The sequence below is a fragment of the Streptomyces katrae genome (assembly GCF_000717655.1).
Classification (GTDB): domain Bacteria; phylum Actinomycetota; class Actinomycetes; order Streptomycetales; family Streptomycetaceae; genus Streptomyces; species Streptomyces katrae_B.
The window spans coordinates 1-25,032 of record NZ_JNZY01000060.1; the positions used below are offsets into that span (position 1 = coordinate 1).

Below are 25,032 nucleotides of genomic sequence, written 5' to 3' on the forward strand. Positions count from 1 at the left end.
GGCTGGGGCTGGGGCTGGGGCTGGGGCTGGGGCTGGGGCTGGGCCGGGGCGGGCGCCGGCGGGAAGCCGTACCCGTCCTGCGGCGCGGTGGCGGCCGGGGCGGGCGCCGACGGGAAGCCGTACCCGTTCTGGGGCGGCGGCGGGAAGCCGTAGCCGTCCTGGGGTGCGGTGGTGGCGGGGCCGGGGGCCGGCGGGAAGCCGTAGCCGTCCTGCGGTGCCGTGGTGGCGGGGAACGCGGGCGGCAGCGCCGGCAGTTCGCCTCCGGGTCCCCCGAAGGGGGCTTCCTCGGGCGGGTGAACCGCAGCCACGGGGGTGACGGGCTCCGGGGCCTCCGGAACGGGGGGCACGAAGGGCGCAGGGACGGCGTCGGCCACGGGCGCGGGATCGGGCGCGGAAACGCCGTCCCGGGGAGCCTCCGGAGCCGCGGGCTCGGGGTTCGCGAACGGGATGGCCGTCCCGTCAGGCGGCGTGGCGTGCCGCTGGACGGGGGCGGATCCCTCGAAGGCGGCCTTCACGAGCGGTCCGGGCGCGTCGGCGGGCGCCTCGGCGGAGGGCGTGTCGAGGGGCGCCGGGGCCGGCGTCGGCACGGCGGGCGCCTTGTCCAGGGTCAGGCCCGCCGAGGGCAGGCCGGGGTGTCCGGCAGGTGCCGGGGCCGGCGCCGGGGCCGGCGGGGCCGGTACCTCGGCGGGTGCCGGGAGCGCCGCGGGCGCGCCGGTGGAGTCGGCCGTGGCCGGAGCCGGGGCCGGGGAAGTCGTGGGGGCGCCCGTGTTGTCGACGGGTGCCGGGAGCGGGAAGGCCGCAGACGGGGTGGCGTTGTCGGCCGGCGGGCTGATGGGTGCCGGGGCCGACGGAGCCGGTGCCGGGAACGGCGAGGGCACGTCCGCGCCGTCCGACGGGGTGCGCGGGGCCGGCGGGGCGATCCGCATCGTCGGCGGCGAGGCCACGTCCGACGGGCGGTGGGGTTCGAAGCCGCTGCCCTCGGGGAGGCCCGGTACCGGCGTGGCCGGGGCCGCGCCCTGCGTGTACCAGGCCGGTGGGGTGTAGTCGATGGTGAACTCGCCCGTCATCTCGGGCTCCGCGTCGGACTGATCGTCCGTCGGGACGTCCCAAGTCCCGCCGCGCCTCTCGTTCCGATCGCCGCTCACTGGTCCTCCTGGTCTGTCGAACACTGGTCCGGCGCCCACCTCGACGCCGCGCCCGCGCCCAGCCTAATCGCGTGCCGACACCGGTGTCCGCCCCCGTTGGACGCCCCGCGGTGCGGGGGCCCTTGCGGGCCGGCTCGGTGCCGTCGTCCTTGTCGTCCTGCCTACAGGGTGGCCGCCTCCTGAGCAACCGTCACCGGCCCGGTGGGGGCGGGCGTGGTGCCGCTGCGCGGCTGTTCTCCCCGCCCCGCCCTTTCTCCGTTTCCCGGGCTCTGCCCGGACCCGCGCCCCGAACGCCGGCGGGGCTGGATGGTGCCGGCGGGCCTGGAGCGGCCCTGGGGCTTCGCCCCGTTCTCGGCCTCCCGCGCGTGAACTCCGGCGGGGCTGGTGGCGCCGCCACGCCGGATCGTGCCGTTCAGCCCGTCTGGACCCTCCGGCCCAGCCACCGACGGCCCCGCACCCCGATGGCCGGGGGCGCTGGGGGCACCGCCAAGCCGACCGGCCCGACGAGCAGGCCCCCAGGCCTGCGCGCCTCGGAGCCCGTCCGGCCCGCTGCGCCGGCCCCAGCTTGCACGGCTCGCTCAGCCCGCCCGGCCCGCCCAGCCCGTCCGGAGCGACCACCCGCCCCGGCCGGAGCGGCCCGACCGGCCAGCGCCGGCCCGTGTGGCCTGCGTGGCCTGCGTGGCCCGACTGGATCTACCAGCTGACCCCGGGCCCGTCCGGCCCGTCCGGCTCGCCCGGCTGATCGGGACCTCCCCGCCGGACCTCGTGGCGGCGGTGTGGGTGGGCATCCGGGGGTCAGTCGATGCGGCGGGAGGGGCCCAGGAGGCCTGTTTCCGCTTCCGTGCCCTGGGTCATCACGAACTGGCGGTCCCTCGGCGTGCACCACAGGGTGACGCCGTCGCCCAGCGTCGGCAGGGAATCCACCGCCGCCCGCGGCAGGTTCATCAGGCGGCCGAGCTGCTCCGCCTCGTCCGGGGACACCCGCTGGACGCCCACCAGCGACGAGTTCTGCAGCAGCCTCGGCGCCGTCGGGCTCAGGTACGGCAGCAGGGTCAGCACCGACTGCCAGGGGCCCGCCACCACGCGCCCGCGCGGCGGCCGCATCCCGCAGTCGCGGATCACCAGCACCGGGCTGCCCGCCGACGCGCCCTGTGGCGGCACCCGGCCGACCTCGTGCAGCGTCACGCACTGCTGGCCGCCGCCCGCCGCCTGGGCCAGCCCGGACCACACCTGCCCGCGCCCGGTCTCCACCGCGACCCGCGCGCCCGTGGCCGCCGCGCGCAGCGCCAGCACCTGCGCCGTCCACAGACCGCCGATCAGCGTCACCTCGTACGGCGTCGGCCGGTTGATGCCGAGCACCGCCGGACGCCCCTCGGCGTCCACGCCGATGACGACCCCGTCGTCCCCGACGGGCAGCGCCAGCGCGTCCAGGTCCACCGCGGGGACCGCGTGCCGTTCCCGGCGCGGGCCGATCAGCCCGAACCCGCCCCTCATCGCGCCCCTCCCAGCGGCAGCGAAGCCAGCAGCCCCGGTACCTGTTCACGGTCGAGCCGGACCAGCCCGGTGCGCACACCGCGGGCCGTCCGTTCCAGTTCCCGGCGGGCCGCCACGAGTTCCTCGTCGCTGCGTCCCGTGACCCGTACGTGGCCGGTCAGCGTCACGCCCTGGCGCTCCGCCGGAGCCATCGTCAGGCTGAAGTTCGTCGCCAGCGCCGGCAGCGAGGTCAGCAGCGCCACGAACTGCGGCAGGGACGCGGCCCCGCTGCCGCCGAGCTGTGGCCAGCGGCCTATCCAGTACGTGGTGTGCCGCCGGTCGTCGCAGCGCCAGATCCGCGCCGTCTCCTCCGTCCGACGGCCGGTGCTCGCCGAGCGCCCCGCCTGCGTGATCGCCATCGGGTTCGCGCACGAGGAGGTGGCCAGCGCAGCCGTCAGCTCCTGCTCGGTGAGCACGGTCGCCCGGAAGCCGGCCCCGGTCAGCCGGCTCGCCAACTGGTCGGCCGCCCGCACCACACAGCGCTGCGCACCCGCGAGCCCGCCGCCGCGCGCGGTGACCGCCTCGGGGCACAGCTCCGGGTCGAGCTTGAGCGCGATCCAGGTCAGCCGGACCGCAGGGGTACCCGTGGCGGCCTGCAGCGGCGCGTAGTTGCGGGTGGCCATCGACTGGGCCGGCAGGTGCGGGGCCGGCGCGGGCTGCGTGTGCTGCACCAGCTGCGCGGACTCCAGCCGGATGCCGTCGACTTCGAGGATGTCCCGTACGAGGGCCAGCGGCAGCGGCCGGGCTCCGCGGTCGGGCCGCAGCGCGGTGGCGTCCGTGTCCACCTGGACGACGGCGGTCAGGAACGTGCCGTCACCGACCATCCCGACGGGCCGCCGGTCGCGGTCGCTGAACGTGAGGGTCCGCAGCGCCGGATCGGCCTCGACGAGCGGGGCCAGCCCCGGCTCGGTACCCGCCGGCACCGCGAACGACGCGGCCCGGCGCCGCCGGGTGCGCAGCGCGAGCGCGCCGCCGATCCACTCGGGCAGGGAGCGCTGGTGGCGGCGTACGACGGCGAGCACCACCAGGACGAGTGCCAGGACACCGGCGGGGATCAGCAGCATCGGCTCCACGACCCAGGCCACCAGCAGGGCGGCCACGGCGATCTGGAGCAGTACGAGTTGTTGCAATCGGAACGGGCCGAAGCGGCCCGGGCTCGACTTCGGATACGGCGTCACCCCGCCGCGTGCGGGTGCGGGTGCACCCGTCTGCGGCTGCGTCGCGGTGGCCATCACTCGCCCACCTCCCCTTCCCGGGGCCGTACCCCGTGAGTGCCGGAGCCGGGCGCTGCCCGCTGCATGACCCCGGATCTCCCCAATCCACCCCAACAAGCCCTGAATACCCCGACGACCCCTGAATCGCGCGGCCCGGAAGACAGTGAGCGGCGGCCTCACCCTACCCGGCCCCTACGTACCATCCGTCAAGAGGCATAGTAGGTCCCCGGTCCGACAATCGAGGCCCGGGGACCGTACTCACCGACCGGGCCGTGCGGGGAGAAGCAGGCGGTCATGGCATCACGACGTGATGAACTCAACGCGTACACCTTTGCGAAGCGGCGCACGGTGGCCGCGTTCCTCCAGCCTTCCGCCACGGGGTCGGAGGAAGGTGCGCCGCGTCCGCTGCGCGCGGTCCTGCCCGGGCTGGTGGCGGGGGCGCTCGTACTCGCCGCGTTCGGTGCCTGGGGAATGTTCAAGCCGCAGGCGCCCAAGGGCTGGGACGAGGCCGGCACCAAGGTCATCGTCGGCAAGCAGTCGACGACCCGTTACGTGGTGCTGACGACGAAGGTGAACGGCAAGGACCAGACCCGGCTGCACCCGGTGCTCAACCTGGCTTCCGCCCGACTCCTCCTGGATCCGCAGAAGTTCAAGGTCATCCAGATCGACGACAAGGTCCTGGACGCGGGCAAGCCGCCGCGCGGGCCCATCATCGGCATCCCGTACGCCCCCGACCGGCTGCCGGCCCCGCAGGACGCGGGCAAGGCGAAGCGCTGGGCCGTATGCCAGGCACCGGGCGGCAACGGCAAGACCGTGCAGACCGCGACGTTCGTCCTCGCCGACCGCGAAGCGGGACTGATGGACGACGCCCGCAAGGTCACCGACAGCCAGATGCTGTACGTGCAGAGCACCGGCGGGGCCAAGGAGCGCTACCTGGTCGACGCGACGGGGACGAAGTACAAATTCCCCGAAGGCGGGGCGGATGCCGGGAAGATGACCAACGCGCTGGTCGGCAGCACCGGCGCCACCCCGCAGCAGGTCACCGAGACGTGGCTGGCCACCCTCAACTCCGGCGACGACCTGGCCTTCCCGCAGCTGCCCGTCGCGGCCGGCACGAAGGCCGACGTGCAGGGCCTGACCACCGGTGACAACAAGGTCGGGATGGTGCTGAAGGCGCAGACCGGCTCCGGTACGCAGCACTACGTCGTCCTGCCCGGGAAGGTCGCCCCGGTCTCCGACTTCGTCGCGTGGCTGCTGATCTCGGCGCCCGCGACCGACGGCCTCAACATGCACGGGAAGCCCCGCGAGGTCGATCTCCAGTCGCTCAACCCGGACGCCACGGCGTTCAAGGGCGAGGCCAAGTGGCCCCAGAAGAAGTCCGACCGGATCAACCAGCCCGCCGGCTCCGGCGCCCGCGACACCGTCTGCAACGTGCTGCGCTCGGTCGACGGCCAGGGCAACCAGACGCTGAGCACCTGGGCCGGCACCGGATTCCCCATCGACATCACCGCCAGCGGCACGAGCGCGTACGTCACGCCCGGCTCGGGGCTGCTCTACACGCAGGTGCAGGGCAGGCAGACCACCGCGGGGGGCGCCCTCTTCCTGGTCACGGACACCGGCCTGCGGTACGCGGTGCAGGCCAACGGGGACAGCGACGCCGAGAAGTCGAAGATCGGCGCCCCCGACCAGCCGAACGGCCAGGCCGGCGCGGACGGCCGCCCCGAGGCCAGCCAGGCGCAGATCAGGCTCGGCTACGGGACGGTGGTACCGGCCATGGTGCCCATCGCCTGGTCCGAGTTCCTCTCGAAGGGGCCGCGCCTGGACACCAACTCCGCCCGCCAGCCGCAGGGTTCGTGAGGACGCCGCCGATGCCCATGTCCCCGTACACGCGCAGCGCACTCGCCACCGCGGCCCTCGCCGTGGCCGCCCTGTCCGGCACGACCGCGGCGGCAGCCGCGACCGGTACCGCCGCGGCGGCGGCCGCACCCCACCCGGAACCCGTCCGTGCCCCGGCCCTGGACCTCGCGGGCGCCGGCGAGTGCACCTTCCCCATGAAGAAGCAGATCGCCGACCGCCCCTGGGCCCTGCAGCGGCTGCTGCTCGATGCGCTCTGGGCGCAGACCAAGGGCAAGGACAAGAACGGCAAGCCCGTCCGCGTCGCGGTCATCGACACCGGCGTGGACCGGGCGAACCCGCAGCTCAGCGGCGCCATCGACGTCGGCGCCGGCAAGGACTTCGTCGACCCCAAGGGCGGCGACGGCACGACCGACACGGTCGGCCACGGCACCAAGGTGGCCGGGCTGATCGCGGCCCGGCCGCAGGAGGGCACCGGCTTCGTCGGCCTCGCCCCCGACTCGACGATCATCCCGATCCGGCAGAACGACGGGCAGGGCAAGGGCAACGCCCTCTCCCTGGGCCAGGCGATCGACCACGCGGTGTCCAAGGGCGCCCAGGTCATCAACATCTCCCAGGACACCGACGTCCCCCTGAGCGCCGACTCAGAGCTCGGCAAGGCAGTCCAGCGGGCCGTCGACGCGAAGGTCGTGGTCGTGGCCTCGGCGGGCAACGACGGCATGAGCGGCGAGAAGCGCAGGACCTACCCGGCGGCCTTCCCCGGCGTCCTCGCCGTGGCCTCCTCGGACCGCAACAACGAGCGGGCCGCGTTCTCCCAGCCCGGCGACTTCATCGCCGTCGCCGCGCCCGGCGTCGACATGGTCTCCACCGTCCCCGGCTTCGGCCAGTGCATCGACAACGGAACCAGCTTCTCGGCGCCCTACGTCGCCGGAGTCGCCGCCCTGCTGCGTGCCGAGCACGAGGACTGGACCCCGCAACAGATCATCTGGCAGATCCAGGGCACCGCCGAGCGTTCGGTCAACGGCCGTGACGACTACGTCGGATGGGGCGTCGTCGACCCGGTGCGCGCGGTCACCCAGGACCACGAGGTCCCCAAGGCCCCGGTCCCGGACCCCGGCCCGCCCCCGGCGGCCGCCCCCGAGGCGGCGGCGCTGCGGATGACCGAGACGGCGCAGGAGCGCGAAGAGCGGTTCGGCACGTACGCTCTCGGGATCACAGGCGTGCTGATCGCGGTCATCGCGGGCACGGCGACGGTGGTCCGGGACGCCCGCAAGCGGCGAGGCCGTTTGCAGTGAACCGTCACAGTTCATCTACGGAAGCGGCCCACTGGTGTTGGGGCTGTCAGATGAACTGGCTAGAGTGACACCAGGCTTCACGACTGTGATCGGGGGATCGCGTGAGGCGGAGGGGGATTTCCGGCGGCGCGTGGCTCAGATCCGCGCCCGGAACCTCCCTTCGCTGCGCAATCCGCCGGTTCTGCCGGCGAATTGAGAAGTGAGGAGCTTCGGATGAGCAATTTCGGACTCGCAGACGATCCGATCGTCCAGGCGAAGAACAAGATCGAGACGACGGCCCGTGCCGTCACCACCCAGTCCCGCGAGCTGGCCGACATCCTCGCCACGGTGAGTGCCGGCTGGACCGGTGTGGGTGCCTCGGGCTTCGTCTCCGCCCAGACGGTCGTCAACGAGGACCACGACGAGATCCGTCGTCTGCTCGGGGTGCTGCACAACGCGGTCGCGCAGACCAAGAACCTCAGCAACGCGCAGGACGACGACGTGCGCGCGGCGTTCAAGACGGTGCAGGCCTCCGCGGGCCAGGGCGGCTCCGGCCTCAACGGCATCTGACCTGCCCTTTACGTCTTTACGTCGTTTCCCACTCAGCTCAGCGCGAAGGAGAAGAACATGGCTGGTTCCGACGGCCACACCAAGGTCCGGTATGAAAGCGTCCAGGAGATGGCGAACCGCATCCGCATCGTCTCGAAGAAGATCATGACGGACCTGGAGGAGATGGACCAGGCCCTCAAGGTCGTCACGGACACCTGGGACGGTGAGGCGCACCAGGCGTACGTCACCCTCCAGGGGAAGTACAAGGGCAAGGCCGACCACATGCACAAGCAGCTCGAGCAGGTCGCCGCGCTGATCGAGCGCGGCAAGGGCGACTACCGCGCCACCGACGTGAAGGCCTCGCGCCTGTTCACCGAGGCCTACTGAGCCAGGTCGACCGCAGTCGCATGCGGATACGGGGCGCGCCCGCACCGGGCGCGCCCCGTCGTCGTACCCCGGGGTGCCGGCCTCAGCGGGGGCCGCGGTCGAGGTCGAACTCCCCGTCCCTGGCCCCGAGTACGAACGCCTCCCACTCGGCCGCCGTGTAGCGCAGGACGGTGTCCCGGTCGAGCGAGGACCGCATGGCCACGGCGCCCTCGGGCAGCCGGGCGATCTCGACCCGCTCCTCGTCGGGGCTGGTCCCGGGCGGGCCCTCCCACTCCACGCCGCTGATGTCGAGCGCGTACAGCTCGTCCTTCTCCTGCTGAGTGCCCATGTGCGGCCTTTCCCTCGGCGGTGCGGTGCTACCGCGGTCTTCGCTGCCGATTATCGGTGCTGCGGGGCGGGCCGGGGGAGTGTTCCCGTTGATCAAAGGAAAGCGGGGCCCGGTTCGACCGGGCCCCGCTTCTCGTCAGCCGACTCCTACATGCCCGGCAGGCGCCCCAGCTGTACGAGCGACGTGCCGCGCTTGCGCGAGGAGAAGTACGCCCGGCCCGGAGGCATCGGCCGCGGCCGGACGTTGCCGATCAGGTCACCCTCGGACGGGTCGCCCGACAGCACCACGCCCTGCGCGCCGAGCTCCTTGAAGCGCTGCATGAACGGCTCGTACATGGAACGCGAGGCGCCCGCCGAGTTGCGCGCGATGATGAAGCGGACACCCGTGTCCCGGGCGAACGGCAGGAACTCCACCAGCGGGGCCAGCGGATTGCCCTGGCTGGTGGCCACCAGGTCGTAGTCGTCGATGACGATGAACACGTCCGGGCCGGTCCACCAGCTGCGGTCGCGCAGCTGCTGCGGGGTGACGTCGGTGGGCGGCTGCCGCCGGGAGAACACCCCGCCCAGCGCCTCCATGTGCGTCTGCAGGGAGCTCGCCATCGGCGCGTACTCCAGCAGGTGCTCCTCCGGCAGCGCACCGAGCAGGCTGCGCCGGTAGTCGCCGACGACGAGCCGGGCCTGGTCCGGGGTGTACCGCTCCGCGATCTGCTGACAGATCAGCCGCAGCAGGTTCGTCTTGCCGGACTCGCTCTCGCCGAACACGAGGAAGAACGGGTCGCTCTCGAAGTCGACGAACACCGGCTCCAGGTCCGTCTCGTCGATGCCGATGGCCAGCCCGCGGCCGGGGTTGTCCCCGCCCCTGGGCAGCTGGTCGGCGTGGAGCAGGCGAGGCAGCAGCCGTACGCCGGGAGCGGCGGCCCCCGCCCAGTTCTGCTTCACCAACGACACGAAGGCGGCCGTGGCCTCCGACAGGTCCTCCGGGTCGTGCGCACCGTCGATCCGCGGCAGCGCGCCGAGGAAGTGCAGCTTCTCCGCCACCTGGCCGCGGCCCGGCATCCCCGTCGGGACGTTCGCCGCGACCTTGCGGTCGAACTCGGAGTCCATGACGTCGCCGAGCCGCAGCTCCAGCCGGTTCAGCATCTGGTCCTTGAGCGCGGCGCGCACCTCCATGTACCGCGCCGCCGTGATCACCACGTGGATGCCGTAGCCCAGACCGCGCGAGGCGATGTCCGTGACCACCGACTCCAGGCCTTCGTACTCGGTGCGGAAACCGCCCCAGCCGTCGATGACGAGGAACACGTCGCCCCACGCCTCGCCGGGCAGCTCGCCGGCCGCGCGCCGCCGCCGGTACGTGCCGATGGAGTCGATGTTGTTCGCGCGGAAGAACTCCTCGCGGCGGTTGAGGATGCCGCCCACCTCCGCGACCGTACGCCGTACCCGCTCCGGGTCCAGGCGCGAGGCGATCCCGCCCACGTGCGGCAGCTCGGCGATCGACGACATGCTGCCGCCACCGAAGTCCAGCCCGTAGAACTGCACCTCGCGCGGCGTGTGCGTCAGCGCGAACGAGGCGATCAGCGTCCGCATCAGCGTCGACTTGCCCGACTGCGGACCGCCGACCACCATCATGTGGCCCGCCGCACCCGAGAAGTCCCGGTACAGCACCTCACGGCGCTGCTCGAAGGGCTTGTCGATGAGACCGAGCGGCACGACGAGCCCGCCGGGCCGCGTGTACCCCTCCGCGTGCAGCCCCCGCTCCGCCGAAGGCGCCAGCGCCGGCAGCAGCTGGTCCAGCGGCGGGGCCTGGTCGAGCGGCGGCAGCCACACCTGGTGCGCCGGCACGCCCTGGCCCTCCAGCCGGGCCACGATCACGTCCAGCACCGTGTCCGCGAGGGCGTCGTCCTCGCGTTCCGACTGCGCCGCCAGGTACGCCGGGTCCGGCGCCGCGTACACGACCGGCACCGGCGTCGCCGTGAACAGCGCGGGGCGCCGCTCCACGGGGAACAGGCCGACCGACAGGTCCGGCCCGCCCGAGCGGTAGGTGCCCGAGACGTACGCGGCCTTGAACCGCGTCATCTCGTCCGTACCGAACTTCAGATAGCCCGAACCCGGCACCGACGGCAGGTGGTACGCGTCCGGCACGCCGATCGCGGTCCGCGACTCCGCAGCCGAGAAGGTCCGCAGGCCGATCCGGTACGACAGGTACGTGTCCAGCCCGCGCAGCTTGCCCTCCTCCAGGCGCTGCGAGGCCAGCAGCAGGTGCACGCCCAGCGAGCGGCCGATGCGGCCGATCTGGATGAACATGTCGATGAAGTCGGGCTTCGCGGTCAGCAGCTCGCTGAACTCGTCGATGACCAGCACCAGCGAGGCCAGCGGCTCCAGCGGGGCACCCGCCGCGCGCGCCTTCTCGTAGTCGTGGATGTTCGCGTAGTTGCCCGCCGAGCGCAGCAGCTCCTGCCGGCGCTGCAGCTCACCTCGGATCGAGTCGCCCATGCGGTCCACGAGCGTGAGGTCGTCGGCCAGGTTGGTGATGACCGCGGCCACGTGCGGCATCTGCCCCATGCCCGTGAACGTCGCACCACCCTTGAAGTCCGCGAGGACGAAGTTCAGCGTCTCCGAGGTGTGCGTGACCGCGAGGCCCAGCACCAGCGTGCGCAGCAGCTCCGACTTGCCGGAACCGGTCGCGCCCACGCACAGGCCGTGCGGGCCCATGCCCTCCTGCGCGGCCTCCTTGAGGTCCAGCATGACCGGCGAGCCGTCCTCGCCGACACCGATCGGCACGCGCAGCCGCTCGCCGGCCGACCGCGGTCGCCAGGTCCGGGCCACGTCGATCGAGGCCGCGTCGCCCAGGTTCAGCAGGTCCGTGAAGTCCAGGTTGGCCAGCAGCGGTTCGTCGTCGTCCCCGCCGCCGGTGCGCAGCGGCGCCAGCTGCCGCGCGAGCGCCTCCGCCGCGGGCAGCGACAGCGTGTCCGGTACGCCCTCGTACGCGATCCCCGCGCCCGACTCCAGCCGCAGCCGGCCCGGCCGCACCACGACCGACAGCCCGCCGCGCGGCTCGTCGAGCTCGCCCGCGACCACCTCGACGATGGTCACGCCCTGCAGTCCCTCGGCCGCCGCGAACGCCGAGTCCGGCGGCACCAGGCCGCCCCGGGAGTTCGCGTCGAGTACGACGACCAGGTGCGGCTGGTCCAGCACTGGGGACACGTCCCGGCTGAACCGCGGCCGCCCCTCCAGACGCGGCGCGAGCAGCGCCTCCAGCTCGGCCAGGTCGTCGCTGAACAGCCGCTTCGTACCGGCCCCGTCGACCTGTCCGGGGACCTGCGTGTGCGGCAGCCACTTCGTCCAGTCCCACGCGGGCACCGCGCCGGGCGCGGCCACCACGGCCACCACCAGGTCCTCGGGGGAGTGCAGCGTCGCCAGCTGCGCCACCAGCGCCCGCGCCGCCCCGCGCGCCGACTCCGGCTCGCCGGACACCGTCACGTGGTAGAACGCCCGCAGCGACACCGCCACCGGCAGCCCGTCCAGGGACGAGTGCACCTTAAGGAAGCGCTGCATCGCGCCCGCCGTCAGCGGCTCCAGCTCGTCCACCGGCGCCGTGTCCGGCGCGACCAGCGGAGTCGAGAGGCGCTGCGCGCCCAGCCCGAGCCGGGCCTGGCCGAAGTCCTCGTCGCCGACGCGCCGCTCCCACAGTCGCGAACCCTCGGCCACCACCGACCACAACTGCTCCGGTGCCGGGTGCAGATACAGCTGCGCGTCGCGCTGCGCCCGGGCGGTCCTGCGGACCTGACGGCGGGTCTGCGCAAGATATTTCAGGTAGTCCCGCCGCACATCGGCCATTTGCCCCTGCGTACCGCGCCGGTGGCGCACCAGCTGGGCGAGGACCATGCCCACCGTGGACACCAGCATCAGCACACCCATGATGCGCATGAAGGGCGCCGCACCCGGCATGAAGAAGAAGACGACCGACGAGCCCATGCCGAGCATCGGCAGGAGCTGCATCAGCATGCCCTCCTGCTGCCCGCGGGGAAGCTCCGGCGGAGCCTCCAGCCTCAGCTCGTCCGAAGGAACTTCGGGCGGCAAGGACCGCGGCGGGCGTTTGACGACGATCTGACTCACCGGAGCATCAATCCCTCGAAAACGGACGGGACGTCGCAACCGGCGCCCCCAAGTCCCGGGCGCGAAGGGGGTCTCCCCTGCGCGACGGTGATCCTACTTGCCGACAGTCACTCATACTCCCGGTAGGGTGGCCCGCGCAGTATGCGCATCCGCGAATCCAAGGCGAGAGCCCATGCATCCGCTTCGCCAACCAGGGGGGTCACACAGGTGAGTACGGCCGCAACGACGGGCTTCTGCAGGGTCACCGTCGTGGCTCCCGACAGCCGCATCGACGTCGCCCTCCCGGAGGACATCGCCGTCGCCGACGTCTATCCCGAACTCCTGCGCCTCACCGGCCAGACCCAGCCCGTCGGCGCCCCCACAGGTTTCCACCTGGTCCGCCGCGACGGCACGGTCCTCGACGGCGCCCGCACCCTCGCCGCCCAGCAGGTCCTCGACGGCGAGGTGCTGAGCCTGCGCCCGTTCGCCGAGTCACTGCCGCCGGCCGTCTTCGACGACGTCTCCGACGCCGTCGCCTCCGCGGTCGTCCGCGACCGCCACCTCTGGAGCGACGACATGCTGCGCGGCGCGGGCCTGGCCGGCGCCGCCCTGCTGCTCGTCCTGCTCGGCTTCGTCCTCTGGTACGCCGACCCGGTCCGCCACGACATGCACGGCCTGCCCGGCATCATCGCCGGCGCCGCGGGCGTGCTCCTCGCCGCCGCCGCCGGAGTGCGCGCCCGGGTCTACCGCGACCGCGGCTCCGCCGTCGCCCTCGGCCTCGGCGCCCTCCCGCACCTGCTGATCGCCGGCTCCGGCATCATCGCCGCCGGCGCCGGCGAAGGACCCGGCCGGCTCCAGTTCCTGCTCGGGTGCGTCTGCGTCCTGGTCGCCTCCGTCGCCCTGGTCGCGCTCACCCCCAACGGGGACGCCCCCTTCGTCGCGGCCACCTTCCTCGCCGCCACCGGAACCCTGGCCACCTTCGTCGCCATCGTCACCGAGGCCTCCGCCACCGCGACCGCCGCCGTCTGCGCCCCCGTCGCCATCGGCCTCGTCGCCTTCCTGCCCGGCCTCTCCGCCCGCTTCGCCCGGCTGCCCATCGGCTACGCCGCCCCGCAGAGCGCCGTGGAGAGCTACGAGACCCCGGACCGCTACGAGACCGAGCCGTACGGCGACCCCGCAGGCTCCGAGCAGCACGAGGCGGGCACCCCGCTCGACGCCGAGGCCATCGCCACCCAGGCCCGCCGCGGCCACGAGATGCTCCTCGGCCTGGTCGGCGGCTGCGCCGCGGTCGTCGTCGGCTCCGCCGCCGTCCTCGGCTTCTCCGACAACACCTGGGGCCGGCTGCTGGCCCTCACCACCGGGCTGGCCATGCTGCTGCGCGCCCGCCTCTTCCGCTACACCTCCCAGGTCGTGTGCACCCTGGTCGCCGGCCTGGCCGCCATCGGGCTGCTGATCCTGGGCCTGGCCCTGCACCCGCCGGCCGACCTGGTCCGCGAGCTCGTCCAGTACCACGACCGCGGCGGCCTGGACCTCCGTACGATCTGGCTCTCCGCAGCCGTCGCCGCCGGCGCCGCCCTCCTCGCGGGAATTGCGCTTGTCATCCCCCGCAAGGGCCTGTCACCCTTCTGGGGACGGCTGCTCGACCTCACCGAGGCGGCAGTACTGCTCAGTCTTGTCCCGCTGGCCCTCGCCGTGCTGGACGTGTACGCCCGGGCCCGCTCTCTCACCAGCTGAGACAGGGGCCGGGCGGCAGCCTGGTACGCTGTGTGACGGCCGTTTGTGTACGCGCCCCCGGAAACCTTCTGGAGGCTGCGCTCAGCGGACCCCGCCTCCCGAGTTACGGAAGATCCCCAGAGAATTCGACCTGGGGCACTCGGTGGCCACGAAGACCTATACGAGGAGTACGCGTGTCGCTCGACGCCGCTACGAAGAAGCAGATCATCGCCGAGTTTGGTGCCAAGGAGGGCGACACCGGCTCCCCCGAGGTCCAGGTCGCGATGCTCTCGAAGCGCATCACGGACCTGACCGAGCACCTCAAGACCCACAAGCACGACCACCACTCCCGTCGTGGTCTGCTGATCCTGGTCGGCCAGCGTCGCCGCCTGCTGCAGTACCTGGCCAAGAAGGACATCCAGCGCTTCCGTACGCTGGTCGAGCGCCTCGGCATCCGCCGCGGTGCGGCCGGCGTCAAGTAAAGACGCTGTGAAGGGAGCGGTTCCCACACTGAGGGGGCCGCTCCCTTTGCTGTACGTGCAGTCGCTCTACGTGCGGGACGTACCGGACGCTTTGTAGTCTGGACGCACGTGCACGCGAACCACGTGCACAACTGAAGAGGAGGAGCGCCCTCCCAGGCCGCCGGTCCTCGGTAGTGGTACCCGGAAAGCCCCACGGGCACCGAACCGGGTACTTCGATCGAAGACCGGCCCGCACGCAAGGAGCGCTTCTCCGCAACCGTCCGCAGCCACACGGGCAGCGGACGGAGACGACGAAAATGGAGAAAACGCTAGTGGAGAACGAGACCCACTACGCCGAGGCCGTCATTGACAACGGTTCCTTCGGCACCCGCACCATCCGCTTCGAGACGGGCCGTCTGGCCCGCCAGGCCGCCGGCTCCGCCGTTGCCTACCTGGACGACGACACGATGGTGCTTTCCGCCACCACCGCGTCGAAGAAGCCCAAGGACCAGCTCGACTTCTTCCCCCTGACGGTGGACGTCGAGGAGCGCCAGTACGCGGCCGGCAAGATCCCCGGCTCGTTCTTCCGTCGTGAGGGCCGCCCCTCCGAGGACGCGATCCTCACCTGCCGTCTGATCGACCGCCCGCTGCGCCCGTCCTTCAAGAAGGGCCTGCGCAACGAGATCCAGGTCGTCGCCACCATCATGGCGCTGAACCCGGACCACCTGTACGACGTCATCGCGATCAACGCCGCGTCCGCGTCCACGCAGCTGGCCGGCCTGCCCTTCTCCGGCCCGATCGGCGGCGTCCGCGTCGCGCTGATCCGCGGCCAGTGGGTGGCCTTCCCGACGCACACCGAGCTCGAGGACGCCGTCTTCGACATGGTCGTCGCGGGCCGCGTCCTGGAGGACGGCGACGTCGCGATCATGATGGTCGAGGCCGAGGCCACCGAGAAGACCATCACCCTGGTCAAGGGCGGCGCCGAGGCGCCGACCGAGGAGATCGTGGCCGCCGGCCTCGAGGCCTCGAAGCCCTTCATCAAGGCCCTCTGCAAGGCCCAGGCGGACCTGGCGGCCAAGGCCGCCAAGCCCGAGGGCGAGTTCCCGGTCTTCCTGGACTACCAGGACGACGTGTACGAGGCCCTCGCGGCCGCCGTCAAGGGCGAGCTCTCCCAGGCGCTGACCATCGCGGGCAAGCAGGACCGCGAGTCCGAGCTGGACCGCGTCAAGGAGATCGCCGCCGAGAAGCTCCTCCCGGCCTTCGAGGGCCGCGAGAAGGAGATCTCCGCCGCCTACCGCAGCCTGACCAAGGCCCTGGTGCGCGAGCGCGTCATCAAGGACAAGGTCCGCATCGACGGCCGCGGGATCACGGACATCCGTACCCTCGCCGCCGAGGTCGAGGCCATCCCGCGCGTGCACGGCTCGGCGCTGTTCGAGCGTGGCGAGACCCAGATCCTGGGCGTCACCACCCTCAACATGCTCCGCATGGAGCAGCAGCTGGACACCCTCTCCCCGGTGACCCGCAAGCGCTACATGCACAACTACAACTTCCCGCCGTACTCCGTCGGTGAGACCGGCCGCGTGGGCTCGCCCAAGCGCCGCGAGATCGGCCACGGCGCGCTCGCCGAGCGCGCGATCGTGCCGGTCCTCCCGACCCGCGAGGAGTTCCCGTACGCGATCCGCCAGGTGTCCGAGGCCCTCGGCTCCAACGGTTCGACGTCCATGGGCTCGGTCTGCGCCTCCACCATGTCGCTGCTGAACGCCGGTGTGCCCCTCAAGGCCCCCGTCGCCGGTATCGCCATGGGCCTGATCTCCCAGGAGATCGACGGCAAGACGCACTACGTCGCCCTCACCGACATCCTCGGTGCGGAGGACGCCTTCGGCGACATGGACTTCAAGGTCGCCGGCACCAAGGAGTTCGTGACCGCCCTCCAGCTGGACACCAAGCTGGACGGCATCCCGGCCTCCGTCCTGGCCGCGGCCCTCAAGCAGGCCCGCGACGCCCGTCTCCACATCCTCGACGTGATGATGGAAGCGATCGACACGCCGGACGAGATGTCCCCGAACGCCCCGCGGATCATCACCGTCAAGATCCCGGTGGACAAGATCGGTGAGGTCATCGGCCCCAAGGGCAAGATGATCAACCAGATCCAGGAGGACACCGGCGCCGAGATCACGATCGAGGACGACGGCACCATCTACATCGGTGCCGCCGACGGCCCGGCCGCCGAGGCCGCCCGCGCCACGATCAACGGCATCGCCAACCCGACCATGCCGGAGGTCGGCGAGCGCTACCTGGGTACGGTCGTCAAGACCACCACCTTCGGTGCCTTCGTCTCCCTGCTCCCGGGCAAGGACGGCCTGCTGCACATCTCGCAGATCCGCAAGCTCGCCGGTGGCAAGCGCGTGGAGAACGTCGAGGACGTGCTCGCGGTCGGCGCCAAGGTCCAGGTCGAGATCGCCGAGATCGACCAGCGCGGCAAGCTCTCCCTGATCCCCGTGATCGACGGCGAGGCTGCCGGCGACGACGCTGACAAGGACGACTCCGACAAGTGACGTCGCGTAGTTCCCGTGTGACGGCCCGCCCCTCTTCGGAGGGGCGGGCCGTCGCCCGTACCCAAACCCTCCTCAAGGGCGAGAACGGCATCGGCACCGTCCGGCGCACCGTCCTCCCCGGCGGACTGCGCATCGTCACCGAGACGCTGCCCTCGGTCCGCTCCGCCACCTTCGGCATCTGGGCGCACGTGGGCTCCCGCGACGAGACGCCCACGCTCAACGGTGCCACGCACTACCTCGAGCACCTCCTCTTCAAGGGCACCGCCAAGCGCACCGCCCTCGACATCTCCTCCGCGATCGACGCGGTCGGCGGCGAGATGAACGCCTTCACGGCGAAGGAGTACACCTGCTACTACGCACGGGTGCTCGACACCGACCTGCCGCTGGCGATCGACGTCGTCTGCGACATGCTCACCGGCTCGCTGATCCGCGAGGAGGACGTCGACGCCGAGCGCGGCGTCATCCTCGAAGAGATCGCGATGACCGAGGACGACCCGGGCGACTGCGTGCACGACCTGTTCGCGCACACGATGTACGGGGACACCCCGCTGGGCCGCCCCGTCCTCGGCACCGTCGACACGATCAACGCCCTCGGCGCCGACCGGATCCGCCGCTTCTACAAGAAGCACTACGATCCCCGCCACCTGGTGGTCGCCGCGGCCGGCAACGTCGACCACAACAAGGTCGTACGCCAGGTCCGCGCGGCCTTCGAGAAGGCCGGTGCCCTGCGGCACACCGACGCCGAGCCGATCGGCCCGCGCTCCGGAGCCAAGCGCATCCGCACCTCCGGCCGCGTCGACCTGATCAACCGCAAGACCGAGCAGGCCCACGTGGTCCTCGGCATGCCCGGCCTGGCCCGCACCGACGAGCGCCGCTGGGCGCTCGGCGTGCTGAACACGGCCCTCGGCGGCGGCATGTCCTCCCGCCTCTTCCAGGAGGTCCGGGAGAAGCGCGGGCTGGCCTACAGCGTGTACTCGTACACCTCGGGCTTCGCCGACACCGGGCTGTTCGGCGTGTACGCGGGCTGCCGCCCGAACCAGGTCCACGACGTGCTGCGGATCTGCCGCGGCGAGCTCGACAAGGTCGTCTCCGAGGGGCTCACCGACGAGGAGATCAAGCGGGCCATCGGCCAGCTGTCCGGCTCCACCGTCCTCGGCCTGGAGGACACCGGCGCGATCATGAACCGCATCGGCAAGAGCGAGCTCTGCTGGGGCGACCAGATGTCGGTCGACGAGATGCTGGCCCGGATAGCCTCCGTGACCCCGGACGACGTCCGCTCGGTCGCTCAGGATGTACTGGCCCAGCGGCCGTCGCTCGCGGTGATCGGCCCGCTGAAGGAGAAGCAGGCCGCCCGCCTCGACGAAGCGGTGTCCTGAGACCCCGAGACCCTGGATACCTTGGGGCCGGGCCCCGGCCGCCGGCCGGTGCCCGGCCCGTACGACAGGAAGCGAAGAAGCATGAGCAGCAAGCTGCGGGTGGCCGTACTCGGCGCCCAGGGCCGCATCGGCTCCGAGGCGGTCAAGGCCGTCGAGGCCGCGGAGGACATGGAGCTGGTGGCCGCCCTCGGCCGCGGCGACAAGCTGGAGACGGTGGCCGAGGCCGGCGCGCAGGTCGCCGTCGAGCTGACCACCCCCGCCTCGGTCATGGAGAACCTGGACTTCCTCATCCGCCACGGGATCCACGGCGTGGTCGGCACCACCGGCTGGACCGAGGAGCGCCTCGCCCGGCTGGACACCTGGCTCGCCGCCTCCCCGCAGACCGGCGTGCTCATCGCCCCGAACTTCTCCATCGGCGCCGTCCTCACAATGAAGTTCGCCGCGCAGGCCGCCCGCTACTTCGAGTCCGTCGAGGTCGTCGAGCTCCACCACCCGAACAAGGTCGACGCCCCCTCCGGCACGGCGACCCGTACGGCGCAGCTCATCGCGGCCGCCCGCGCCGAGGCCGGCTGCGCCCCGCAGCCCGACGCCACCGCCACCGCTCTGGAGGGCGCTCGCGGCGCGGACGTCGACGGCGTCCCGGTGCACGCGATCCGCCTGCGCGGCCTGCTGGCCCACCAGGAGGTGCTGCTCGGCGGTGAGGGCGAGACCCTGACGATCCGTCACGACTCGCTGCACCACAGCAGCTTCATGCCGGGCATCCTGCTCGGTGCGCGCCGCGTCGCGGCGACCCCGGGCCTCACGTTCGGCCTGGAAAACTTCCTCGACCTCGGCTGATGAGCAGGCAGTAGTACCCATGCGCGCGAAGATCACTTACTTCCTCACGGCCGCCGTCCTGGTCGTCTACTTCGTCCTGGCCGGCAGCCGGGGCGTGCTGCTGATCCGCCAGGGCACCTGGCTGACCGTGACCTTCGGCGCGGCCGTGCTGATCCTGCCGGTCATCGGCGTCTGGTTCCTCTGGAAGAACACGCAGTTCGTGACCAGGGCGAACCAGCTCGCGACCGAGCTGGAGGCCGAGGGCGGACTGCCCGTGGACGAGCTGGAGCGGGACGAGTACGGCCGGATCCTGCGGGACTCCGCCGACGAGGTCTTCGCGCGCCGCAAGGCCGAGACGGAGGACGCGCCGGGGGACTGGCGCAGCTGGTTCCGCCTCGCCGTCGCCTACCACGACGCCCGCGACACCCCACGGGCCCGCAAGGCCATGCAGCGGGCCATCGCCCTGCACGGCGGACCGCGCGGGCAGGCCGTCCCGTAGGCCCGTGGAACCCGGAAGCCCGTACAGGGCCCGCCTGAGCGAATCCCGTACGGGCTTCCAGGGCACTGCACGTCGGTGTCAGGCGGGCACGGCCCGATACTCGTCGGCCCAGGCCTCGACCATGTCGGCAGCCCGGTCGAAGGCCTCGGTCCGCGACAGGAAATCGGCGTTGTGGTCGGTCAGCAGCACCGGCAGCTCCGCGCCGTCGCGCGCGGCCGCCGTCAGGGCCTGGCCCTGGACGGTCCGCGGCAGCCCCAGCCAGCGCACAGGCTGCTGGACCGTCCGGACCTCGGTGATCTCGTCCCAGGCGATCGAGCGGGTCCGGAAGAAGCCCACCCGGCGAAGCCCCGCGGGGCTCACCCAGACGCCCGCCATGAGCAACCGCAGCGCCGACCCGATCACGCCGAGCGCGGCGGCCACGCAGACACCGGCCCCGGCCCAGGCGCCCGCGAACGCGATGATCATCGTGGCGAGCAGCATGAACGCGGCCAGCAGGAGCAGCAGGGCGGCGCCGGCCACCCGCCAGGGCCCGGGCCGGTAGGGCCGGCGCCAGCGGTCGGGGTCCTCGTGGGCGAGTACGTCGTCGCCGGTGTCTTCGTGCGCGTCGAACGCGCGGTCGGCCGTCAAGAAGGGCAGGGGCACGGCTGTACCTCACTCACATGCACGTTCGGTTGGGCTGTGCCCGAGAGGCTACCGCCCCTCGGAGGCCTCCGACTGCTGCGACTTGGCGGGCGCCTGGTGGGGCTGCAGTGCGGGCATGCCGAAGAGCAGGGAGCCGACGAGCCCCGCCACCACGGTCAGCCCGACCAGACTACGGGCGGCTATCTGGGCCGTGCCCAGACGCTCGCGCGGCGGCGGAGTGACATTGCTGCGGAAACGGTCGGCCTCGGCGACGAAGGCGAACGGGACGGGTTCGCTCCGGCGAAACATAGAGCGACTCTCCTCACGGTCAGGGCCCTGGGGCGGCGGTGGCGGGTGCGTATGGCCTGTACCGGTGAAGACGTACGAACAGCCCCATCGGTGCCGGAATTCGGGACATTAACCAAATTTTATGGCTGGGCGTCAGCTGAAAGCGTGACGGAGCAGCCGCCCCGGCCTGCGCCCGATCCGCCGGAGAGCTGCACGGGGAGCCGCGAGCTGCGCCGTAGAGTGGGCGCGCCCCATGTGAGTCGTTCGGAAGGACCCCCGGTGAGCGAGACCGCCGCTTCAGACCTGAAACCCAGCTTCCGCAGTGATGTGACGGTGGAGCTGGTGAAGCACTCCGCCGCCGACTCCGACGTGCTGTGGGCCGCCCGTGTCTCCACGGCCGGCGAGCAGTCCCTCGAAGAGCTCCAGAAGGACCCGGAGCGGTCCAAGGGCCTCATCAACTACCTGATGCGGGACCGCCACGGCAGCCCCTTCGAGCACAACTCGATAACCTTCTTCATCAGCGCCCCGATCTTCGTGTTCCGCGAGTTCATGCGGCACCGCGTCGGCTGGTCCTACAACGAGGAATCGGGCCGCTACAGGGAGCTCGAGCCGGTCTTCTACGTCCCGGACGCCGAGCGCAAGCTCGTCCAGGAGGGCCGCCCGGGCAAGTACGTCTTCGTCGAGGGCACCGAGGCCCAGCAGGAACTGACGGGCCGGGTCATGGAGGACTCGTACCGTCAGGCGTACGAGGCCTACCAGGAGATGCTGGCCGCGGGCGTGGCCCGCGAGGTTGCCCGTTCGGTCCTGCCGGTCGGACTTTTCTCCTCGATGTACGCCACCTGCAACGCGCGCTCGCTCATGCACTTCCTCGGCCTGCGCACGCAGCACGAGCTCGCGACCGTCCCCTCCTTCCCGCAGCGGGAGATCGAGATGGTCGGCGAGAAGATGGAGCAGCACTGGGCCGCGCTCATGCCGTTGACGTACGCCGCGTACAACGCCAACGGCCGCGTCGCCCCGTAAGGGCCGGTAGCGCCCGATGGGCACGGATGGACCCCTTCCGTACAGATGTACGGAGTCAAGTCCGAAGTGTCCGTATTGCCACGTTTCGTAAAGTTCATCTAGGCTGATCAAACGGACCCGGCACTGCTTGAACCCCCGAGCAGGCAGTGCCGGGATCCAACAGACGTCCCGACTCGTGCCGGGAGCCACACCCTGTTGACGTCCCCCGAGGGGACACCGCGAGCATGGCAGCGAGTAGCGTGTTACCCATGGCTCCGATCTCGACTCCGCAGACCCCCTTCGGGCGGGTCCTCACCGCCATGATCACGCCCTTCACGGCGGATGGCGCACTCGACCTCGACGGCGCGCAGCAGCTCGCCGTCCACCTGGTGGACGCAGGCAACGACGGCCTGATCATCAACGGGACCACCGGCGAGTCCCCGACCACCACCGACGCGGAGAAAAACGACCTCGTACGAGCCGTCCTCGAAGCGGTCGGCGACCGTGCCCACGTCGTCGCCGGCATCGGCACCAACGACACCCGCCACACCCTCGAGCTGGCCCGCCAGGCCGAGCGCACCGGCGCCCACGGCCTGCTCGCGGTGACCCCGTACTACAGCAAGCCGCCCCAGGAGGGCCTCTACCGGCACTTCACGGCGATCGCCGACGCCACCGAGCTCCCGGTGATGCTCTACGACATCCCCGGCCGCAGCGGCGTCCCGATCAACACCGAAACCCTGGTGAGGCTCGCCGAGCACCCCCGTATCGTGGCCAACAAGGACGCCAAGGGCGATCTCGGCCGCGCCAGCTGGGCCATCGCCCAGAGCGGACTCGCCTGGTACTCCGGCGACGACATGCTGAACCTGCCGCTGCTGTCCGTCGGCGCCGTCGGCTTCGTCTCCGTGGTCGGCCACGTGGTCACCCCCGAGCTCCGCGCCATGCTCGAGGCCCACCTGGGCGGCGACGTCCAGAAGGCCACCGAGATCCACCAGAAGCTGCTCCCCGTCTTCACCGGCATGTTCCGCACACAGGGCGTGATCACCACCAAGGGCGCCCTGAACCTGCAGGGCCTGCCCGCCGGCCCGCTGCGGCTCCCGCTCGTCGAGCTGACGGCCGAAGAGGCGGCCCAGCTCAAGATCGATCTTGCCGCCGGCGGGGTACAGCTCTGATATCAGACTTCACAACTGAATAAGCAAGACGAACAAAACAGACGAATGCAAGTGCACGAATGACATGCGCGCCACGTGCCTTAACGAGGTACGTGGCGTGTGTGGTGAGGAGATACTTTTGAGCCATCCGCACCCTGAACTCGGCCCGCCGCCGAAGCTCCCCAAGGGCGGCCTCCGGGTCACCCCCCTGGGCGGTCTCGGCGAGATCGGCCGCAACATGACCGTCTTCGAGTTCGACGGCCGCCTGCTGATCGTCGACTGCGGCGTCCTCTTCCCCGAGGAGGAGCAGCCGGGCATCGACCTGATCCTGCCGGACTTCTCGTCCATCCGGGACCGCCTCGACGACATCGAGGGCATCGTCCTCACGCACGGCCACGAGGACCACATCGGCGCCGTCCCCTACCTCCTCCGGGAGAAGCCGGACATCCCGCTGATCGGCTCCAAGCTGACGCTGGCCCTCATCGAGGCCAAGCTCCAGGAGCACCGCATCCGCCCCTACACCCTCGAGGTGAAGGAGGGCGAGCGGGAGAACCTCGGTCCCTTCGACTGCGAGTTCATCGCCGTCAACCACTCCATCCCGGACGCCCTGGCCGTGGCGATCCGAACCCCCGCGGGTCTCGTCGTCGCCACCGGCGACTTCAAGATGGACCAGCTGCCGCTGGACAACCGCCTCACCGACCTGCACGCCTTCGCGCGCCTGAGCGAAGAGGGCATCGACCTCCTCCTCTCGGACTCGACGAACGCCGAGGTCCCGGGCTTCGTCCCGCCGGAGCGCGACATCTCCAACGCCATCCGCGGCGTCTTCGCGGGTGCCCAGAAGCGGATCATCGTGGCGTCCTTCGCCAGCCACGTGCACCGCATCCAGCAGATCCTCGACGCCGCCCACGAGTACGGCCGCCGGGTCGCCTTCGTCGGCCGCTCGATGGTCCGCAACATGGGCATCGCCCGTGACCTGGGCTACCTGCGGGTCCCGGCCGGCCTCGTCGTCGACGTGAAGACCCTCGACGACCTGCCGGACGACGAGGTCGTGCTCGTCTGCACGGGTTCCCAGGGCGAGCCGATGGCGGCCCTGTCCCGCATGGCCAACCGCGACCACCAGATCCGGATCGTCCCCGGGGACACGGTCATCCTGGCGTCGTCCCTGATCCCGGGCAACGAGAACGCGGTCTACCGCGTGATCAACGGCCTGACCCGCTGGGGCGCCAACGTCGTCCACAAGGGCAACGCCAAGGTGCACGTCTCCGGCCACGCCTCCGCGGGCGAGCTGCTGTACTTCTACAACATCTGCAAGCCGCGGAACCTCATGCCGGTCCACGGCGAATGGCGCCACCTGCGCGCCAACGCCGAGCTCGGCGCCATGACGGGTGTCCCGAAGGACCGCATCGTCATCGCCGAGGACGGCGTGGTCGTCGACCTGATCGACGGCAAGGCCCGGATCTCCGGCAAGGTCCAGGCCGGCTACGTGTACGTGGACGGCCTGTCGGTCGGCGACGTCACGGAAGTCCACCTCAAGGACCGCAAGATCCTCGGCGACGAGGGCATCATCTCGGTCTTCGTCGTGGTGGACAGCACCACGGGCAAGGTCGTCAGTGGCCCGAACATCCAGGCCCGCGGCTCCGGCATCGAGGACTCGGCCTTCGCGTCGGTCCTGCCGAAGATCGAGGAAGCCATCGCCCGCGCTGCCGCCGACGGCGTCGCGGAGCCGCACCAGATCCAGCAGCTCATCCGCCGGACCATGGGCAAGTGGGTCTCGGACGGCTACCGCCGCCGCCCGATGATCCTCCCGGTCGTCGTCGAGGTCTGAGCCTCGCCGTAGCGCCGTCACTGGAGCGGGGCAACCGGATTTGCATCCGGGGGCCCCGCTCCAGTACGTTTACGGCTCCACCTCGCACGGACCCCGGCACACACGCGTGCCCGGATGTGTTCGGCGAGTGGATGGGATTCAAGACCCAGGGCGACCTGATAAAGTCTGATCCGCCCGAAAGGGAAAGGCCCTCCAACGGCCACCGAATTCAATTCGACTCCGGAAACGGAGCGGAAAGAATCTGGTAAGGTTGGAACCGCCGGAAAGGGAAAGCGCGAAAGCGAAGACCCCGGAAAGCAAGCGGGACTGACTCTGATAGAGTCGGAAACGCAAGAACGAAAGCCCGGAGGAAAGCC

At 71.5% G+C, this 25,032-nt stretch carries 20 protein-coding genes; 13 read left to right on the forward strand and 7 right to left on the reverse strand.

Annotation, left to right across the window (positions count from 1 at the left end):
- From IF09_RS46105 to eccE, 3 genes are all read right to left on the reverse strand, one after another.
- Window positions 1-1,145 (reverse strand): SCO5717 family growth-regulating ATPase (locus IF09_RS46105; protein ID WP_030303599.1); only part of this gene is annotated, 1,145 nt, incomplete at its 3' end.
- A gap of 795 nt (window positions 1,146-1,940) precedes the next feature.
- Window positions 1,941-2,639: a hypothetical protein gene (locus IF09_RS0137145; RefSeq protein ID WP_030303600.1), complete on the reverse strand. Its 699-nt coding sequence runs from the start codon at window positions 2,637-2,639 to the stop codon at window positions 1,941-1,943.
- Window positions 2,636-3,910, reverse strand: a complete 1,275-nt coding sequence (gene eccE, locus IF09_RS0137150) for a type VII secretion protein EccE (protein ID WP_030303602.1) — start codon at window positions 3,908-3,910, stop codon at window positions 2,636-2,638. The genes IF09_RS0137145 and eccE overlap by 4 nt, the downstream gene beginning before the upstream one ends.
- A 276-nt stretch (window positions 3,911-4,186) precedes the next feature.
- On the opposite strand from eccE, the gene eccB reads away from it, so the two are divergent.
- From eccB to IF09_RS0137170, 4 genes are all read left to right on the forward strand, one after another.
- Window positions 4,187-5,749: a type VII secretion protein EccB gene (gene eccB, locus IF09_RS0137155; protein ID WP_030303608.1), complete on the forward strand. Its 1,563-nt coding sequence runs from the start codon at window positions 4,187-4,189 to the stop codon at window positions 5,747-5,749.
- A gap of 17 nt (window positions 5,750-5,766) precedes the next feature.
- Entirely contained in the window at window positions 5,767-7,041 is a 1,275-nt protein-coding gene (gene mycP, locus IF09_RS0137160; RefSeq protein WP_078613701.1) for a type VII secretion-associated serine protease mycosin, read from the forward strand.
- 213 nt (window positions 7,042-7,254) lie between these two features.
- Entirely contained in the window at window positions 7,255-7,590 is a 336-nt protein-coding gene (locus IF09_RS0137165; protein ID WP_030303610.1) for a WXG100 family type VII secretion target, read from the forward strand.
- A gap of 57 nt (window positions 7,591-7,647) precedes the next feature.
- Window positions 7,648-7,956 carry a WXG100 family type VII secretion target gene (locus IF09_RS0137170; protein ID WP_030303611.1) on the forward strand — a complete coding sequence of 103 codons (309 nt, stop codon included), beginning with the start codon at window positions 7,648-7,650 and terminating at the stop codon, window positions 7,954-7,956.
- Between the two features lie 82 nt (window positions 7,957-8,038).
- Here the strand turns inward: IF09_RS0137170 and IF09_RS0137175 are convergent, their stop codons facing one another.
- Together IF09_RS0137175 and IF09_RS0137180 are read right to left on the reverse strand one after the other, a co-directional pair.
- Window positions 8,039-8,284 carry a DUF397 domain-containing protein gene (locus IF09_RS0137175; RefSeq protein ID WP_030303613.1) on the reverse strand — a complete coding sequence of 82 codons (246 nt, stop codon included), beginning with the start codon at window positions 8,282-8,284 and terminating at the stop codon, window positions 8,039-8,041.
- A 146-nt stretch (window positions 8,285-8,430) separates the two neighbouring features.
- On the reverse strand, window positions 8,431-12,396 hold the full coding sequence (locus tag IF09_RS0137180) for a type VII secretion protein EccC (protein ID WP_030303615.1): 3,966 nt from the start codon (window positions 12,394-12,396) through the stop codon (window positions 8,431-8,433).
- Window positions 12,397-12,603: 207 nt separating this feature from the next.
- On the opposite strand from IF09_RS0137180, the gene eccD reads away from it, so the two are divergent.
- The 6 genes from eccD (at window position 12,604) to IF09_RS0137210 (ending at window position 19,795) form a co-directional block, all read left to right on the forward strand.
- Window positions 12,604-14,109 (forward strand): type VII secretion integral membrane protein EccD, encoded by a 1,506-nt coding sequence (gene eccD / locus IF09_RS0137185; protein WP_030303618.1) that lies wholly within the window; start codon window positions 12,604-12,606, stop codon window positions 14,107-14,109.
- A 173-nt stretch (window positions 14,110-14,282) separates the two neighbouring features.
- Entirely contained in the window at window positions 14,283-14,570 is a 288-nt protein-coding gene (gene rpsO / locus IF09_RS0137190) for a 30S ribosomal protein S15 (protein WP_030161433.1), read from the forward strand.
- A 311-nt stretch (window positions 14,571-14,881) separates the two neighbouring features.
- On the forward strand, window positions 14,882-17,104 hold the full coding sequence (locus IF09_RS0137195; RefSeq protein ID WP_030303620.1) for a polyribonucleotide nucleotidyltransferase: 2,223 nt from the start codon (window positions 14,882-14,884) through the stop codon (window positions 17,102-17,104).
- Entirely contained in the window at window positions 17,101-18,480 is a 1,380-nt protein-coding gene (locus tag IF09_RS0137200) for a M16 family metallopeptidase (protein WP_030303621.1), read from the forward strand. The genes IF09_RS0137195 and IF09_RS0137200 overlap by 4 nt, the downstream gene beginning before the upstream one ends.
- Before the next feature lie 81 nt (window positions 18,481-18,561).
- Entirely contained in the window at window positions 18,562-19,317 is a 756-nt protein-coding gene (gene dapB, locus IF09_RS0137205; RefSeq protein ID WP_030303623.1) for a 4-hydroxy-tetrahydrodipicolinate reductase, read from the forward strand.
- 19 nt (window positions 19,318-19,336) lie between these two features.
- Window positions 19,337-19,795: a hypothetical protein gene (locus tag IF09_RS0137210; protein ID WP_030303625.1), complete on the forward strand. Its 459-nt coding sequence runs from the start codon at window positions 19,337-19,339 to the stop codon at window positions 19,793-19,795.
- Window positions 19,796-19,873: 78 nt separating this feature from the next.
- On the opposite strand, the gene IF09_RS0137215 is transcribed toward IF09_RS0137210, so the two are convergent.
- Window positions 19,874-20,437, reverse strand: a complete 564-nt coding sequence (locus tag IF09_RS0137215; RefSeq protein ID WP_030303627.1) for a PH domain-containing protein — start codon at window positions 20,435-20,437, stop codon at window positions 19,874-19,876.
- Between the two features lie 48 nt (window positions 20,438-20,485).
- Window positions 20,486-20,725 carry a hypothetical protein gene (locus IF09_RS0137220; protein WP_030161422.1) on the reverse strand — a complete coding sequence of 80 codons (240 nt, stop codon included), beginning with the start codon at window positions 20,723-20,725 and terminating at the stop codon, window positions 20,486-20,488.
- A 258-nt stretch (window positions 20,726-20,983) separates the two neighbouring features.
- Between IF09_RS0137220 and thyX the strand changes: the two genes are divergently transcribed.
- From thyX to IF09_RS0137235, 3 genes are all read left to right on the forward strand, one after another.
- The gene (gene thyX / locus IF09_RS0137225; protein WP_030303629.1) at window positions 20,984-21,724 is read left to right on the forward strand and encodes an FAD-dependent thymidylate synthase; all 741 of its coding nucleotides are present in this window, start codon (window positions 20,984-20,986) and stop codon (window positions 21,722-21,724) included.
- A gap of 248 nt (window positions 21,725-21,972) precedes the next feature.
- On the forward strand, window positions 21,973-22,872 hold the full coding sequence (dapA, locus tag IF09_RS0137230; protein WP_030303630.1) for a 4-hydroxy-tetrahydrodipicolinate synthase: 900 nt from the start codon (window positions 21,973-21,975) through the stop codon (window positions 22,870-22,872).
- A 118-nt stretch (window positions 22,873-22,990) separates the two neighbouring features.
- A complete protein-coding gene (locus IF09_RS0137235) occupies window positions 22,991-24,676 on the forward strand; it encodes a ribonuclease J (protein ID WP_030303632.1) in 1,686 nt (561 codons plus the stop codon).
- Window positions 24,677-25,032 lie beyond the last annotated feature (356 nt).

Bases quoted from the DNA above. Each gene is read 5' to 3' on its own strand.
- IF09_RS0137145 (WP_030303600.1), bottom strand. From the start codon at position 2,639: ATGAGGGGCGGGTTCGGGCTGATCGGCCCGCGCCGGGAACGGCACGCG.
- eccE (WP_030303602.1), bottom strand. From the start codon at position 3,910: ATGGCCACCGCGACGCAGCCGCAGACGGGTGCACCCGCACCCGCACGC.
- eccB (WP_030303608.1), top strand. From the start codon at position 4,187: ATGGCATCACGACGTGATGAACTCAACGCGTACACCTTTGCGAAGCGG.
- mycP (WP_078613701.1), top strand. From the start codon at position 5,767: ATGTCCCCGTACACGCGCAGCGCACTCGCCACCGCGGCCCTCGCCGTG.
- IF09_RS0137165 (WP_030303610.1), top strand. From the start codon at position 7,255: ATGAGCAATTTCGGACTCGCAGACGATCCGATCGTCCAGGCGAAGAAC.
- IF09_RS0137170 (WP_030303611.1), top strand. From the start codon at position 7,648: ATGGCTGGTTCCGACGGCCACACCAAGGTCCGGTATGAAAGCGTCCAG.
- IF09_RS0137175 (WP_030303613.1), bottom strand. From the start codon at position 8,284: ATGGGCACTCAGCAGGAGAAGGACGAGCTGTACGCGCTCGACATCAGC.
- dapB (WP_030303623.1), top strand. From the start codon at position 18,562: ATGAGCAGCAAGCTGCGGGTGGCCGTACTCGGCGCCCAGGGCCGCATC.
- IF09_RS0137210 (WP_030303625.1), top strand. From the start codon at position 19,337: ATGCGCGCGAAGATCACTTACTTCCTCACGGCCGCCGTCCTGGTCGTC.
- IF09_RS0137220 (WP_030161422.1), bottom strand. From the start codon at position 20,725: ATGTTTCGCCGGAGCGAACCCGTCCCGTTCGCCTTCGTCGCCGAGGCC.
- dapA (WP_030303630.1), top strand. From the start codon at position 21,973: ATGGCTCCGATCTCGACTCCGCAGACCCCCTTCGGGCGGGTCCTCACC.